Source organism: Pseudoalteromonas sp. BDTF-M6, from assembly GCF_018334135.1.
In the GTDB taxonomy this organism is placed as follows: Bacteria; Pseudomonadota; Gammaproteobacteria; order Enterobacterales; family Alteromonadaceae; genus Pseudoalteromonas.
This window is the reverse complement of record NZ_JAGXTQ010000002.1, coordinates 155570-170266: the sequence shown is the minus strand read 5'-3', so window position 1 is coordinate 170266 and position 14697 is coordinate 155570. Positions and strand designations below refer to the sequence as shown.

Below are 14697 nucleotides of genomic sequence, written 5' to 3'. Positions count from 1 at the left end.
AAGCACTTCTTATTTCACCCGTTCTGAGGATGCTATGAAATTAAAACCTCTTGCTCTTGCCTTAGCGCTTGGCGGCGTAAGCCTGCACAGCCTGGCGGCCAGCGACGAGCACACCTATGCCAACCTAGACGATGTGGTCTCCACGCATCTGTATTTAGATCTTGATGTCGACTTCGCCGACAAGCAATTAGAAGGCTTCGTTGAGCATAGCCTGAACTGGAAAAATGACGCCGCCCGTACCCTGGTGCTGGATACCCGCGACCTTGAAGTCGACCGCGTGATCTATCAGGATGCGCAAGGTAAATGGCACAAGGCAAAATTTGATTTAGCGGCTCGTGACGATGTGAAGGGTTCAAAACTGACCATTCGCTTTAAGAAACAGGCACCTAAGGTGCGTATTTATTATAACAGCTTGCCACAAGCATCTGGCCTGCAATGGCTGACCCCAGAGCAAACCGCCAGTAAAACCCAACCCTTTATGTACAGCCAGTCGCAGGCCATTCACGCCCGTAGCTGGATCCCGGTACAAGACACGCCGGCCATGCGCGTAACTTACAGTGCTCGTATCGAAACGCCGGAAAATGTTCGTGCGGTAATGAGTGCCGACAACACAGGTGCCTTTATCAAAGATGGCGACTACTTCTTCGATATGCCACAGGCCATTCCGCCTTATTTGATCGCCATCGGTGCCGGTAACCTGGAATACAAAGAAATGTCGCACCAGACCGCGATTTTCGCCGAGCCGCAAATTCTCGACGCTTCAGTGGCTGAGTTTAACGACACCCAGGCGATGATCGATAAAACCGAAGTCATGTACGGCGAATACGCCTGGGGTCGCTACGACTTACTCATGCTACCTCCTAGCTTCCCATTCGGCGGCATGGAAAACCCGCGTTTATCTTTTATCACCCCGACCGTAGTGGCGGGCGATAAGAGCCTGGTTAACCTAATCGCCCACGAACTGGCGCACTCTTGGTCAGGTAACCTGGTTACCAACGCCACCTGGGAAGATTTATGGCTGAACGAAGGTTTCACCTCATATGTTGAAAACCGCATCATGGAAGAAGTATTCGGTCGCGAGCGTGCGGTCATGGAGCAATCTTTGGATGCCGCCGGCCTAAATGCCCTGCTGAAAGATATCCCGGCGCCGGATACTCGCTTGAACCTGGAGCTAAACGGTCGCGATCCGGACGACGCTTTTAGCTCTGTGCCTTATACCAAAGGTCAGCTGTTCCTAATCTATTTAGAAGAAAAGTTTGGTCGCGACGTCTTTGATGAGTTCGTGAAGGGTTACTTTAAGGCCTATTCATTCCAGTCGGTGACCACGGCGGAATTTGAGCGCTACCTGGAAGAGAATCTGATCAACAAACACCCTGGTGTGGTCAGCATGGAGAAGGTCAATGAGTGGATCCATCAGCCGGGTTTACCTGCCGATGCACCACAGCCAACCTCGGACGTATTTGACAAGGTCGATGCCGAGACTCAAGCCTGGTTAGCTGGCAGCAAAAAAGCCAGCGAATTACCTACCGCAAACTGGACCGTGCATGAGTGGTTGCACTTTATCAACAACCTGCCACGTGACCTGGCTGGCGAGAAGATGGTAGAGCTGGATACCCAGTTTAACCTGACCGCGTCAACCAACAAGGAAGTCGCCTTTGCCTGGTTTATGCTGGCGGTGGGTAATGGCTATGAAGCGATTTACCCGGCGTTGGACAAACACCTGAGCGGCATAGGTCGTCGTAAATTGATCGTGCCTCTATACAAGGCGCTGATCAAAAACAACAAGCGCGATTGGGCGTATGAAGTATACCAGGGCGCTCGTCCGGGTTATCACCCATTGGCGCAAGGTACGATAGACGCGTTATTTAACTAATAGCGACACGCTAAGTAAAAAGGGTGCAGATGCACCCTTTTTTATTGCCTAAAGGCAGGCAACTACCTCCTTTGTCGACGCAGAGCATCGACCTACAAGGCGCAAAGCATCAAGATTGGCGTGGAACCTTGTAGGTCGGGCTTTTTGCCCGACAAATAAGCAACGCGGGAGCATATTGCCGATAAGCCCGACAAATGAGCAACACTGAAGCACATTGCTGAGAAAGCGCCCCCGCTGTCGACGCAGAGCATCGACCTACAAAACGCAAAGCATCACTGTTGCGACTGCACCTTCTGTAAAAATGCCTGGCGCTGTGCCGGCGTAGCCTGCTGCCACCAGAACTCTAGCATGGCGGCGGCACTGACATTGCCACCGGCTTGAGAGGCAGGTGCAACTGCCGATGCAGACTTGGTCGAAACCGCCGGAGCCGGGGCTATATTGGCTGGTATCAAGGTTGGTGCTGCCAGCGCAGGCGCGGCTACGCTGGGTGCAACCACACTAGGCGCGGCCGCTTTAGGCATAGGCACTTCCAGCTGCTGACCCTCGGCGCGTAAACGCACTATGGGGCTTTGCGCATACAGTTTAGCGGCGGCCACCGTGTCTGCTCTATCGAAAATGACCTCGTAATCCTGCCCAGCAGCCACCTCTAAGGTCACCCAAAAGGGTTCCGACTCGATCACCTCGTGGTCGTCAAAGCCGCTTTCGTACAGATCACTGTATTTAAGCTTAAGGCGATAGTTACCCGGAGCCAACTCAAGCTCGTCGACGGTATTAAAAATAGAATGCGAAATGGTTTTATCGTTCACCTGTAAGGGAATGATTTCGCTCGCAAAGGACACAGTTTCGGCGTAAGCCGAAGGCGTTAGCAACAAAGCCAGTGCCGCTGCACTAGAGAGTTTTTTCCACATGAGGTACCTACCTTCCATTTAAGCTTTGGTTCTCAGTTTGACACTTATGCTTTTCTTTGTCATTACTGACACTCTGACAGTTAAACTAAGGAGCTCGCCGTGAGCACAGAGACCATTTTCACTAAAATTATCAATCGCGAGATCCCCGCCGATATCATTTACGAGGACGATCAGGCGCTGGCCTTTACCGACATCAATCCTCAGGCTCCCTTTCATGTCTTGATTATCCCAAAAACCCCAATAGCGACCATTAATGATGTGACCACGGAAAATGCCGCCATTGTCGGTCACTTACATGTGGTTGCCGCCAAGCTGGCTAAAGAGCATGGCTTTGCTGAGGACGGCTATCGCGTGGTGATGAACTGCAACAGTCATGGCGGGCAGACCGTGTTCCATATCCACCTCCATATGCTAGCCGGAAAAGCCATGGGCTGGCCTCCATACCAGGATAAGCTAAAAGTATAGTAATCATCATCTTATTAACTTATTCACATACTTTTTTATGGTGCGATTAGGCGCGTTTTGGCGCCTAATTCTGGGCTTTCGTAACCTATTGTTTACAAATGTCGAGCAAATAGCCATTAATCATCTTTTTTCACTATTAAATCTAATCCCCCTAATACAAAAGAAGTGAATAGCGTGTTAGGATAGTGCAAATAGTTTTGAATGAGCTAACCACCCAATGAGTAAGACCGTATTTTTACTGCTTGAGCAGGAGCCGATTAACCAAATCGGCCTGAATGTCTTGGCACCGCTGTTGCGCACCCAAGGTTTTGATGTCCACAAAGGCACCGATGTGAGCCAGGTGCAACCGGATACGGCTTATTTATTTATCGAGACATCGAACGAGGATGCCTGGGGTCGCTTAAAGCACCACTTGGTCAATCTTAAGGTGGAATGCGATATCGTTCTTTTCAACCTGGATGAAAACCCTGAATTGGCTAACCGTGCGCTGTTAAGCGGTATTCGCGGGGTGTTCTATACCTCGGATAACGCCGATGTGATGATGAAGGGCATTCGTTTATTGCAAGAAAACCAATTATGGTATCGCCGTGACGTCATGTGTAACGTGCTTAATCGCATGCTGCAGTTCAACAAGGACTCATTACACAAGCTGACCGAGGGCGATATTGAGCCGGTTAAACTCACCAAGCGTGAAAAAGCCATCGTTGGCTTAATGAGTAAGGGTGCGAAGAACAAAGAGATCGCCGAGCAACTCAGCATCAGCCCGCATACGGTTAAAACGCACCTTTACAGTGCCTTCCGTAAAACCAAATGCCGTAACCGCATCGAGCTGTTGTCTTGGGCTCAGACCAATATACCGAACGAATTACGTTAGGGTCTGTTTTTAATCTCAAAGCCGGCGACATGCCGGCTTTTTCTTATCCGCAATAAATTGCCTCTCGATACTTACACATAGCCAAGCAGAGATTTTTCCGTATAGTAGAAACTAAATACCCATAACCAATACATATCACGGATGCTAGACACGTCGACCCTCTTCTATACCAGCGCCGCGGCCATCTTTGTGATGACCTTGCTCAATTTTATTACCTGGCGCGCCAATCGTAACTTCGTCGGCATCGGCCTGTATGTGTGGTACCCGGTGTGCTTACTGGTGGGCATTATTATCTCCGCCATCGAAGCACCACAACAACACGATCACTTTATTACCCTGGCTAACTTTTTCTTTATTTGCGGCTCGGTGATCCATGTTTTGGCCATCAATCGCTTCCTCAACTATAACGGCCTGCTGACCTACTTCTTTATCTTTGTCAGTGGCTGTTTGTTTATCAGCTTTACCTACTTTATGTTTATCGCCGCGGATATTTCCGCCCAGGTGCTGCTGATCGACTTGCACCGCTTCGTCGAAGCCGCCTGTCTGTTCTACATCATTAGCCGCTATGGCCGCAGCAAATATCCCAGCGCCAGTTTGGTGTATCTGATCGCCTTAAGCATGTCGCTCCTTGTATTTGCCGCCCGCGCCCTGGTGATGACCCACAGCGATCACACCACCCAGTTTGATAACGATTGGTTTAGCGCCGCACTGCTGGTAAAGGGCGTGCTTGCGCCCATGCTGTTTGCCGCCGGCGTGGCGCTGTTTTGTAATGAGCGCCGCGAACTCAACCTCAATCAACTGACGGCAAAAACACAAAAGGATTTAGAGATCCGCGGCATGTTTTTATCCACCATCAGCCACGAGATCCGCACCCCTTTAAACGGCATACTCGGCAGTGCTCAGCTGATCATGAATCAGGCCAGCACGCCAAAAAACAAACCCTACTGCGAAGCCATTATCAACTCCGCCGAATCCCTGACCCTGTTGATCGACAAGGTATTGGAATATGCCAGCCTGGAGCAAAGCGACGAGGCCCTGTATGAAGAGGATGTGGAGTTGCACACCTGGCTCAATAACCTGTGCTTGTTGCTGAGCCCGCTGGCGGAGCAAAAAGGGGTGAAATTTGAGCTTAATTATAATCTGGCAAAGCAGGCCTGTTATTACTGCGACCACCAAAAGCTCAGACAAATTCTCATTAACCTGGTGGGCAACGCCATTAAATTTACCGATCAGGGTAAGGTCACCCTCAAGGTCGACCTGCTCCATGGCGGTCAGGAGGAACATACGCTCGGCTTTAGCGTTATCGACTCTGGGCCGGGCATCGAAGAAGATGAAATCCAGTATTTAACCGAACCCTATGTGCAAAGCAGCGCCGGTAAGCTCAAGGGCGGCTCCGGGTTGGGGCTGGCGATCACCAGCCGTCTACTGGCCCATCTTGGCAGTCAGTTACATATTACCAGCCGCCTGGGTGAGGGCAGCACCTTTAGCTTCGCCGTTAAGCTCACGGTCGGTGAGCTCAGCCTGGTGGAAAAACGCCCGAAGTCAGACAATTACCGCACCGGTTTAGATGTACTGTTGGTTGAGGATTTAGAACTGAACCAGAAAATCGCCATTGAATTTATGGCCGAGGATGAACACAGGGTCAAACTGGCCACCGACGGTCGCAGCGCCATTGAGCTGCTCAAGCAGCATCATTTTGATGTCGTGCTCTTGGATATGAACCTGCCGGACTTCAGCGGTCAGGAGGTGATCCGCAAACTCAAAACCATGGATCACCGCAATCATCGCACCCCGATTTTGGCCTTTACCGCCAGCCTTAGCCCGGATGAAGTCAAGGAATACCTGGCCCTGGGCATCAAGGACATAGTGGGCAAGCCAATTAAGCAGGAAAAGCTGAGACAGGCGCTCAGCGACTCACAATCGAACCAGACCCCGAATATCAGCGTCGCCCTGAAGGACGTACTCTATGATGAAACCGCCGCCGAGCTTATGGCCAACACCTTTGCCGAGCAAGAGCTGAGCTCCATTTACAATGAGTTTGTACTTTCGGCGCGCAACAAGCTGCTGCGCTGTCAGCAACTGGTGGGCAATGATAAGGAGCAGTGCATCAAGCTGCTCCACCGCCAAGCCAGTACCGCCTTGCAACTGGGCTTTAATCGCTATGGCATGGCGTTGAAAAAAATCGAGCGGCGCCTGCTCGAGGGCAAAACCATAGATGAGGGCTTGGCGGAAGGTCTTGACCTTTGGCAGCAAAGCCTGGAGCAATACCTCAAGTTTATGCGCAGCCAAACGCTGCGCTAGCAGCAGTGCCTTAGCGGCCGTAATCGTCGTCAAAGCGGATAATATCGTCCTCACCGAGATAGTCGCCGCTTTGCACCTCGATGATGATCGCCGCCTCAGTGCCGACATTGGTCAGGCGATGGCGCTGCTGTGCCTGTATATAGATGGACTGGCCACCGCTGAGTCGATGCTCCTGCTGCTCAACCTGAACTAAAACGTCGCCACTGACCACCACCCAATGCTCCGAGCGATGCTGATGCGCCTGCAAGGACAAGCGCGCCTGCGCATGCAGCTCTATGCGCTTCACCTTGTACTGCTCTCCCTCGTTCAACACTTCGTAATGCCCCCAGGGGCGGAAGGTTTGCCTGTGATAACGGCGTTGCTGCGGATGCTCGGCCGCCACCTTGGCCACCAGCTTAGGCATCTCCTCCAGATGCGCCTTGGCAGCCACCAGGATGGTGTCGCCACTGTGCACTATCACCGTATCCTCAATGCCTAAGGTCGCCACCAGATGCTGTTCTTCGGCGGCGATCAGGTTACCCCGGCTATCGACGCACACCGCGCTGCCGAGCACCACATTATCATCCTGGTCACGGCTGTGATATTGATACAGCTGCGCAAAGCTGCCGAGATCAAACCATTGCAGCGGTAGCGGACAAAGCAACAGCTGCTCACTGCGCTCAAGCAGCGCATAGTCCAGGGAGTCCCCTTCCAGCAGTTGCCAGGCGTGTTCATCGACACGGGTAAAGTCCAGATCACTGCTAAATGTTGCGGCGCTACGCACTTGGGCCAATAACTGCGGCCGATGCTCTTGAAACTGCTCAATAAGCACGGCGCAACCGGCCAGCAACATGCCCGAATTCCAATAATAGTGGCCCTGCTGAAGATAATACTCGGCGGTGACCCGGTCGGGCTTTTCGGTAAAGCCGGCAACTCGATACAAACCTTCGGTGAGTCCTTCGGTACAGTCTGCAGACGAAGCAAAACGTTTGCCCTTTCGGATGTAGCCAAAACCGGTTTGCGGCTCGCTGGGGGTAATCCCAAATAAGACCAAGTGCTGCTGCGCTATGGCGTCAAGCTCGCCGAGTTTGTCGCTGAGGAGTTCGAAGTTGGCAATGGCATGGTCGGCGGGGGCGAAGAACAATCTGGCATCCGGCTGGTGCTGCTGCGCCCACAGTGCCGCCAAGGCCGCCGCCGGCGCGGTATTTTTCCCTTCAGGCTCGAGAATAATGGCACTGGCACACATATCTATCTCCAGCAACTGCTGCGCCACCATAAAGCGGTGCTCGGCACTGCAGATCACCAAAGGCGCCAGACAGCCCGCACCACGAAAACGCAACGCCGTTTGCTGTAGCAAGGAATGCTCGCCATTAAGACGCAAAAACTGCTTGGGATGATCCTGGCGCGACAGCGGCCATAACCGGGTGCCGCCGCCACCGGCGAGAAGTACGGGTAAAATCAAGATAGGGGCTCGGGTTCGCTAAGTCATATTAGCATTATACCACTGCCCCGGGGCTCCTGCCGATGACCTTACAACTACCCTAGCGCAAGTCAAAAGCGTCGGCATCCTGCCAGGCGGGGAAGGCCTGGCGGTATTCCTCTAACGCATCTTTATCCAGAGTCATAGTGAGGACTTGTGGCTGGTCATCTGTGGCCTGAGCCAAAGGTTCGCCGCCAAAGTCATAGGCCGCAGTACCACCATTATGCGCTATGCCGTGACCATCATCGCCAATACGATTGACAGCCAACACATAACATTGGTTTTCGATGGCGCGTGCGCGCAGCAAGGTATCCCAGGCGCTGCGCCGGGACGCCGGCCAATTGGCGATATTGATCATCACTTCATAGTCATTGCGGTTGCGGGCAAACACGGGAAAACGCAAGTCGTAACAGATCTGCGGCAAGATGCGCAGACCCTTTAAGGTAAAAATGACTCTTTGCTTACCTGGGCTCAGGTACTTACCCTCTTGCCCGAGACAAAACAGGTGCCGCTTATCATAATGCTGCAGCGCACCATCGGGAGACACCCAGTACAGGCGGTTAAACTTTTGCCCTTGCTCGGCGACAAGCACGCTGGCGCACAGCACCGCCTGGTGGCGCTGCGCCTGCTCCTTCAACCAATCCAGGATCCGCTCGGCCGCCTTATGCACCTGGCTATCGGCCACGGCGAATCCGGTAGCGAAGGTTTCCGCAAGGATAATTAAATCGACCTCGCCGATGGACTCAAGGCACGCACTTAACTGAGCAAGATTGGTATCGGCATCGAGCCAACGAATGTCGTGCTGAACCAGGGCGACGCTAAGACTCATGGGCTTGGTCCCTATACCCCGGCGTTATAGGGCCAGGTACAAAAGGTTTTGATATACAACTGCTCAACCTGCTCTCGCGCCCAGGGAGTACGGCGCAAAAATTTCAGCGACGATTTCACCGAGGGGTCTTTCTTAAAGCAATTGATGTTAATCTGCTGCGCCAGCTCCGCCCAGCCATAATGTTCTTCCAGGCGCGTAACGATTTGTTCCAGCTTAACGCCATGTAGCGGATTTTTGGGTTGTTCTTGATGCATGAAACTGCCTCGAAACATGTGATAACCCGCAGTTTAACGCAGTTAGCAAGCACTCGCCATGCACTACTTGTACATGGCGTACATTTCATCCAGGGTTTGCGACAGCCCATCCTCTTGCACCACGCGCACATGCTTGCGATTAAGGCAGCGGATATTATTGACGCCACAGGAATGGGCGATCAGGCCAATACCATAATGAATATACTTGTTGTAATTGGCCACCCGCTGGGTTTTATCTACCACATCCAAGCCCTTCATTAATTTAGGGTTATGCGTGGTAATACCGGTCGGGCAGGTGTCTTTATTACACTGCAGGGCTTGAATGCAACCCAAGGAAAACATGTGGCCACGAGCCGAAACCACAAAGTCGGCCCCCAGAGCCACCGCCCAGGCCACCTTGGAGGGCACGATCAGCTTGCCCGAGGCGATAATGCGAATGCGCTCGCGAAGGGCGTGGCGCTCAAGCAGGTTCACCACCCAGGGCAGACTTTCTTTTAGCGGCAAGCCAACCGAGTCCAAAAGTGGCTGGGGCGCTGCGCCGGTGCCGCCATCAGCGCTGTCGATGGTCATAAAGTCAGGGGCCGATGCCGGGCCGCGATTATTAATTTCTTCGGCCAGCTCTTCTAACCAGGAGGTTTCACCAATCACCGCCTTAAAACCCGTGGGTTTGCCGGTTACGGTACGCACATGGGCTATCATATCGAGTAAATCGCCCACACTCCTTATTTCCGGATGACCATTGGGACTAATGGAATCTTTGCCCTCGGGAATACCGCGGATTTGGGCAATTTCTGCATTGACCTTAATCCCGGGCAGCATGCCGCCCTTGCCCGGCTTGGCGCCTTGGCTCATTTTAATTTCGAACATTTTTACCTGTTCATGGGCGGCGATTTCCTTGAGCTTGGCATCGCTTAATTTGCCATGCTCATCGCGCACCCCATATTTGGCGGTGCCGATTTGAAAGACGATGTCGGCGCCTCCTTCCAGATGATAAGGACTCAGCCCCCCTTCACCGGTATTCATCCAGCACTCGGCCTGGCGGGCACCTCGAGACAGTGCCAGCACCGCGCGCTTGGACAGAGCGCCGTAGCTCATGCCGGAAATATTAAACACCTTTTTTGCCCGGTAAGGATGAGGGCACTGCTCACCTATGGTCACCGGCTCGGGTTCAATGGCGTCTTCTTCCAGGGTCGGAAAGGCGGTATTCATAAACATGATGGTGCCCGTGGGGTCCAGGCTTTGCGTGGAGCCAAAGGCGGCGGTGCGGTCGAGGTTCTTGGCCGCCTTATATACCCAGCTGCGCTCGGCGCGATTGAAGGGCATTTCTTCACGATCCATGGCGAAAAAGTATTGTCGGAAAAACTCCCCCTGACGCTCGAAAAAGTAACGAAAACGGCCGATAACCGGGTAATTTCGGCGTATTGCATGCTTATTTTGATGGATATCGACAAAATAATAATACATGGTCAACAGTACTAAAAAGCCGATAAAGAGTAAAAAGAGACTGCTCATCAAGTCGATGGCATGGATCAAAAATTCGCTCATGGTCATACACTTTTTCTATCCCTAGTAAAGCTCAGATTTACATAAGATTAGGTAATTGACCAGCATAAAAGTAAGGTTATTTTCCCTCCAGACCCAAGACAAAACAGGCGACCCTGGCGCCGTCGTTATGCGGCATTCGCAGGGACATCATGCTAGTATGGCGGCACCCGTATTTCCTGGTCTTGCTATGTCCACTTGCATTCGTCTTGCCAAGTATTTGTCCCATGCCGGAGTTTGTTCCCGCCGGGGCGCCTCGCGCCTAATTGATGCAGGCAGGGTAACGGTCAATGGCCGCGCCGCCAATCATATCGACCATGTCAGCGAGCAGGATGAGATATTCCTTGATGGTCAGCGTATTGATGGACTGGCGCCCAAGCGCTATTACGCCTACCACAAGCCGGTGGGCATAGATTGCAAACTCAAAACCGAAGATCCGAGCAGCCTGGTCCATCACTTACCGCCCGAGCAACGCACCTACCCCATTGGTCGGCTAGACAAGGACTCCCGTGGCCTGCTCATCCTCACCAATGATGGCGAACTTTGTAATCTACTGGCTCATCCGGATCACAACCATGAAAAAGAGTATTGGGTTGAGGTGGACAAGCCCTTGGACGAGGCATTTTTTTCTCGCATGAGCGCAGGTGTACCCCTGGATGGCACACTCACCAAACCTTGTGTTTGCACGGCGCTTTCAGCCACACGTTTTAAGATCATCCTTACCCAGGGTCTCAATCGACAGATCCGTAAAATGGCCCGTTATTGCGGCTATCGCGTGGTCGACCTGCTGCGTGTGCGCATCGGCCAACTGCACCTGGACCCAACGCGCTTAGCCGAAAATCAATTTACCGAGCTCACCACGGAAGAAGTTAACTTGTTGAAAAAATAGCTTGATCATTTTGACTACAAGTGTAATCCTAAGTTCAAGGATTACATTTGTGAGCAAAGTTATGATCGAGTTATCCAAAGCAGAGTTTGAGGTCATGGAAGCGCTGTGGCAGGGCCACCCGGCGAAATCGAGCGAAATTATCGAACGCCTCAGCGATGACACCCAATGGCATGATAAAACCATCAAGACCCTACTGGGTCGCCTCGTTAAGAAACAAGCGGTGAGTTTTGAAAAGCAAGGCCGCCTCTACCAATACAGCCCCACCATTGGCCGCGAAGATTACACCCTTAAACAGAGCAAGAATCTGATCCAGCGTTTCTTCAGTGGCCGCATTGCGCCTCTGGTCAGTGGCTTTGCCAAAACCGAACAGCTGTCACAGCAGGATATCAACGAACTCAAAGCCGTTATTAAAGAGTGGGAAGACCAACAAGGAAAGTAATATGTTGTCATGGCTTATTTCACAACAGGCACTGCTGTGCACCTTACTCGCCGCCTTGATTATCGCGGAGCGTTATGCCCTTAAGGCACTGAGTGCACGCTTTATCTATGGCCTCTGGTTGTTGCTCCCAGCGTTGCTGCTGGCGCAAAGCATAGAGCTAAAAAATACGGTAGCCGCTCCGGCCATGATTGGCCAGTATGTGGTGACACCCTTGCGCCAGGCAAGTGCCGAGGTAAGCATTAGCTGGGAGCTGGCCTATTGGCTTATTGCCGCCGCCTTGTTCGCCCTGGTTGCCTCCCAACATCTGGTATTTCAGCGCCGCCTGAACGCCGCCCCCCTTGATAACCAGCTGCCGGGACAGGCAGGCAATACGACTCTGTATCGCAGCAAGGCGATCAGCTCACCCATGGTGGTTGGCTTCTTTAACCCACGCATTGTACTACCGCAGCGTTTACAGCAAGACGTCGATGCCTCGGCCCTCACCCTGATGCTCGAACATGAGCGGGTGCATCTGGAGCGCCGCGATAATGTCATCAACCTGATTGCTCTGAGCGCCGCCATTTTAATCTGGTTTAACCCGTTTGGCTGGGTGGCTTATTTCAGCCTTAGACGCATTCAAGAGCTGGCCTGCGATGAGCGGGTGCTAGCCGATAAATCCGCCGCACAGCGTTTGCAGTACGGCAAATCCATGGTCGAGTGCGCCAGCCAGTCACGGCTGCATAGCTTGGCTTATTCTTACTACGGAGATAAAAACATGATGTTACAACGCCTATACAATATGCAATCGGCCAATAAGGGCTATGTCCTGGCCAAGGTGCTGGCCCTGCTTATTGCCCTGGGAAGTTTCACCCTGGTTGCCGGCACTCAGGCTGGTGAAGGCCATAAGCAAAAGTCTGCGAGTCAGCCAAAACCCCTGATGCGTATTGAGCCCATTTACCCTAAAGAAGCAGCGGAGCAAAAAATTTCTGGCTCTGTGGTTTTACGATTCCAAGTTGACGAGGAAGGCGCTGTTCGTAATGTGGTGGTGGTGCAGTCTCAACCGGCCAAGGTATTTGATAAAGAAGCGGTGCGTGCGCTGCAACAATGGCGCTATGAGCCTTACGCATTTCCACAAGAAGAACACCTAGTACAACTGGATTTCGCACTCAGCGCAGATGTGCAACTACCTGATTTAACAGAGCGTATTAATGTAATCTCACACTAATTCGCAACGACCAAGAGTATAAAGCAAGCCCCTTAATAAAGGTGCTTGCTTTGTGTTTTTATAAAAACTAATCAGGTTAAATACATAGGGCGATCATGGCCAAGGGGCAGGCCAGGGACAGGGCCCAAATCAGCGAACGAGCCACATGCCAGTTATACCAATAACACAGGCAGTAAAGCACACGGGCAAGCAAATAGGTAATGGCAAGCATATCCATCACAGCCCCCGAGTTGTTGGTGCCCAGCACCACGGCCAGGGCCACGGCGAACACGATCAGGGATTCGAAGCTGTTTTGATGTGCCGCCAAAGCGCGGGCGCCAAATCCGGTTAAGGCCTGCTGTTGTGCCCGAGGGTGGCGGTTATCGTAGCCACCGCTTTGTTGCTGGGCCCAGGCCAAAGGGGCTTTAGCAAGGAAGGGAATTAAACACGCCAAGAGCGCGCAAATCACTAAGGTACTCATGCTTGATCCTTATTTTTCTTCTTGTTTTTATCATTGTGCGCCGCTTTGCAAGCAAGCTCAATAGCCAAATTGAGAGCAAAAAAATGGCCAGCATGGCTGGCCGAGCTTCCACTCACAAGATGTAACATCACCGCCCGTATAAAGAGAAAGCACAAATTGCCGCACCCATCAATTATTGCGCTTTTATCACCACAAACATAAGAGTGATAAGGCATTAAGACGGTTAGGTTAAATATTTGTAACAATTTCCTTGCATTTGTACCTATTTAGTCTATTTTCCGATCGGAGGTCACTCCTCCAACCAGAAAGATAAAAATAGAATCAACAGGAATACACATGAAAACAAAACTACTCACATTGGCGCTGGCACTGGGCATAAGCCAGGGTGCCATGGCCGCGCAAGGAGTCGCATTTATCCATGGCACCGGCCAGCAAACCGACGCCTATAACGACTATTGGACCGGCGGCTTCATCAATACGGTGCGCCAAGGCCTGACCAATACCAACAACTACACGGTTATTAATTGTGATTTTGAACAGTATATGTGGACCGACGGTGCCGCCGGCTGTTTAGCCTCACAACTCACCAGCTTTATTAATAATAAAAACATCACCGAGCTGACGCTGATCACTCATTCCAACGGGGGCAACGTGGTGCGCTGGATTTTATCCAACCCCACCTGGGATAACCGCTACCCCAACATCATTAATAAGGTCACCCGTACCATAGCGCTGGCGCCTTCCAGTGGTGGCACCCCCTTAGCCGATGCAGTGGTAGCCGGCAATTCCTTTGAGCAAAGTCTTGGCTGGCTGTTGGGCTTCGCCAATGATGCGGTAAAGCAGCAACAGGTATCCTGGATGGCGTCATACAATGCTCAGTGGCTTTATGGCACCCCCAATCGCCCCAGCCTACCGTCCTATTTTGAAACCGTGGTCGGCAGCGACGTGGACTCGGCCATTTGGGATAGCGACAGCTATTGCGGCGGCTACCAAAATCAGGTGTCGCTGGAAGTCACTCAGAATTGGTTAGACAGCTGCTCCGACGGCTTCTTAAATTGCAGTTCACAATCCTTGGCTGGCGCGGTGTGGTTTCAAGATAAATCACGCACCCGTGGCAGCGAACCACTCAGTCACCAACAAAGTCGCCGTGACTGTTTTGGCCTTGGCGACATGCTGAAGAACCGTATCTAGGAGCTAAAA

General features: G+C 52.1%; 14 protein-coding genes. 8 read left to right on the top strand and 6 right to left on the bottom strand.

The window, feature by feature from the left end; translation table 11 throughout:
* The first annotated feature begins 34 nt into the window (after positions 1-34).
* A complete protein-coding gene (locus KD147_RS05045; RefSeq protein ID WP_212547123.1) occupies positions 35-1873 on the top strand; it encodes a M1 family metallopeptidase in 1839 nt (612 codons plus the stop codon).
* 272 nt (positions 1874-2145) lie between these two features.
* Here KD147_RS05045 and KD147_RS05040 read toward each other — a convergent pair whose 3' ends face one another.
* A complete protein-coding gene (locus KD147_RS05040; protein WP_212547122.1) occupies positions 2146-2781 on the bottom strand; it encodes a DUF2057 domain-containing protein in 636 nt (211 codons plus the stop codon).
* A gap of 99 nt (positions 2782-2880) precedes the next feature.
* Here KD147_RS05040 and KD147_RS05035 point away from each other — a divergent pair, with 99 nt between their 5' ends.
* The 3 genes from KD147_RS05035 to KD147_RS05025 all read left to right on the top strand — a co-directional run bounded on the left by KD147_RS05035 (position 2881) and on the right by KD147_RS05025 (position 6421).
* Entirely contained in the window at positions 2881-3246 is a 366-nt protein-coding gene (locus KD147_RS05035; RefSeq protein WP_105253468.1) for a histidine triad nucleotide-binding protein, read from the top strand.
* Between the two features lie 217 nt (positions 3247-3463).
* Positions 3464-4120: a helix-turn-helix transcriptional regulator gene (locus KD147_RS05030; RefSeq protein WP_212547121.1), complete on the top strand. Its 657-nt coding sequence runs from the start codon at positions 3464-3466 to the stop codon at positions 4118-4120.
* A gap of 141 nt (positions 4121-4261) precedes the next feature.
* Entirely contained in the window at positions 4262-6421 is a 2160-nt protein-coding gene (locus KD147_RS05025) for a response regulator (protein ID WP_212547120.1), read from the top strand.
* Between the two features lie 10 nt (positions 6422-6431).
* Here the strand turns inward: KD147_RS05025 and KD147_RS05020 are convergent, their stop codons facing one another.
* The 4 genes from KD147_RS05020 to KD147_RS05005 all read right to left on the bottom strand — a co-directional run bounded on the left by KD147_RS05020 (position 6432) and on the right by KD147_RS05005 (position 10508).
* Complete coding sequence (locus KD147_RS05020) at positions 6432-7862, bottom strand: mannose-1-phosphate guanylyltransferase/mannose-6-phosphate isomerase (RefSeq protein WP_212547119.1); 1431 nt, start codon at positions 7860-7862, stop codon at positions 6432-6434.
* Positions 7863-7941: 79 nt separating this feature from the next.
* Entirely contained in the window at positions 7942-8709 is a 768-nt protein-coding gene (locus KD147_RS05015) for an amidohydrolase (RefSeq protein ID WP_212547118.1), read from the bottom strand.
* A gap of 11 nt (positions 8710-8720) precedes the next feature.
* Positions 8721-8963: a VF530 family protein gene (locus KD147_RS05010; RefSeq protein ID WP_105253463.1), complete on the bottom strand. Its 243-nt coding sequence runs from the start codon at positions 8961-8963 to the stop codon at positions 8721-8723.
* Positions 8964-9026: 63 nt separating this feature from the next.
* Positions 9027-10508, bottom strand: a complete 1482-nt coding sequence (locus tag KD147_RS05005; RefSeq protein ID WP_212547117.1) for an FMN-binding glutamate synthase family protein — start codon at positions 10506-10508, stop codon at positions 9027-9029.
* A gap of 187 nt (positions 10509-10695) precedes the next feature.
* Between KD147_RS05005 and KD147_RS05000 the strand changes: the two genes are divergently transcribed.
* The 3 genes from KD147_RS05000 (at position 10696) to KD147_RS04990 (ending at position 13037) form a co-directional block, all read left to right on the top strand.
* Positions 10696-11394 (top strand): pseudouridine synthase, encoded by a 699-nt coding sequence (locus KD147_RS05000; RefSeq protein ID WP_212547116.1) that lies wholly within the window; start codon positions 10696-10698, stop codon positions 11392-11394.
* Between the two features lie 61 nt (positions 11395-11455).
* Positions 11456-11833, top strand: a complete 378-nt coding sequence (locus tag KD147_RS04995) for a BlaI/MecI/CopY family transcriptional regulator (protein ID WP_105201223.1) — start codon at positions 11456-11458, stop codon at positions 11831-11833.
* A gap of 1 nt (position 11834) precedes the next feature.
* Positions 11835-13037: a M56 family metallopeptidase gene (locus KD147_RS04990; RefSeq protein ID WP_212547115.1), complete on the top strand. Its 1203-nt coding sequence runs from the start codon at positions 11835-11837 to the stop codon at positions 13035-13037.
* 76 nt (positions 13038-13113) lie between these two features.
* On the opposite strand, the gene KD147_RS04985 is transcribed toward KD147_RS04990, so the two are convergent.
* On the bottom strand, positions 13114-13497 hold the full coding sequence (locus KD147_RS04985) for an MAPEG family protein (protein WP_212547114.1): 384 nt from the start codon (positions 13495-13497) through the stop codon (positions 13114-13116).
* 330 nt (positions 13498-13827) lie between these two features.
* Between KD147_RS04985 and KD147_RS04980 the strand changes: the two genes are divergently transcribed.
* Positions 13828-14688 (top strand): lipase family protein, encoded by an 861-nt coding sequence (locus KD147_RS04980; protein ID WP_212547348.1) that lies wholly within the window; start codon positions 13828-13830, stop codon positions 14686-14688.
* Positions 14689-14697: the final 9 nt, after the last annotated feature.

What these genes read in the sequence shown, in the direction of transcription:
- KD147_RS05045 (WP_212547123.1), top strand. Translation starts at nt 35, where the DNA reads ATGAAATTAAAACCTCTTGCTCTTGCCTTAGCGCTTGGCGGCGTAAGC.
- KD147_RS05040 (WP_212547122.1), bottom strand. Translation starts at nt 2,781, where the DNA reads ATGTGGAAAAAACTCTCTAGTGCAGCGGCACTGGCTTTGTTGCTAACG.
- KD147_RS05030 (WP_212547121.1), top strand. Translation starts at nt 3,464, where the DNA reads ATGAGTAAGACCGTATTTTTACTGCTTGAGCAGGAGCCGATTAACCAA.
- KD147_RS05025 (WP_212547120.1), top strand. Translation starts at nt 4,262, where the DNA reads ATGCTAGACACGTCGACCCTCTTCTATACCAGCGCCGCGGCCATCTTT.
- KD147_RS05015 (WP_212547118.1), bottom strand. Translation starts at nt 8,709, where the DNA reads ATGAGTCTTAGCGTCGCCCTGGTTCAGCACGACATTCGTTGGCTCGAT.
- KD147_RS05010 (WP_105253463.1), bottom strand. Translation starts at nt 8,963, where the DNA reads ATGCATCAAGAACAACCCAAAAATCCGCTACATGGCGTTAAGCTGGAA.
- KD147_RS05005 (WP_212547117.1), bottom strand. Translation starts at nt 10,508, where the DNA reads ATGAGCGAATTTTTGATCCATGCCATCGACTTGATGAGCAGTCTCTTT.
- KD147_RS05000 (WP_212547116.1), top strand. Translation starts at nt 10,696, where the DNA reads ATGTCCACTTGCATTCGTCTTGCCAAGTATTTGTCCCATGCCGGAGTT.
- KD147_RS04995 (WP_105201223.1), top strand. Translation starts at nt 11,456, where the DNA reads ATGATCGAGTTATCCAAAGCAGAGTTTGAGGTCATGGAAGCGCTGTGG.
- KD147_RS04990 (WP_212547115.1), top strand. Translation starts at nt 11,835, where the DNA reads ATGTTGTCATGGCTTATTTCACAACAGGCACTGCTGTGCACCTTACTC.
- KD147_RS04985 (WP_212547114.1), bottom strand. Translation starts at nt 13,497, where the DNA reads ATGAGTACCTTAGTGATTTGCGCGCTCTTGGCGTGTTTAATTCCCTTC.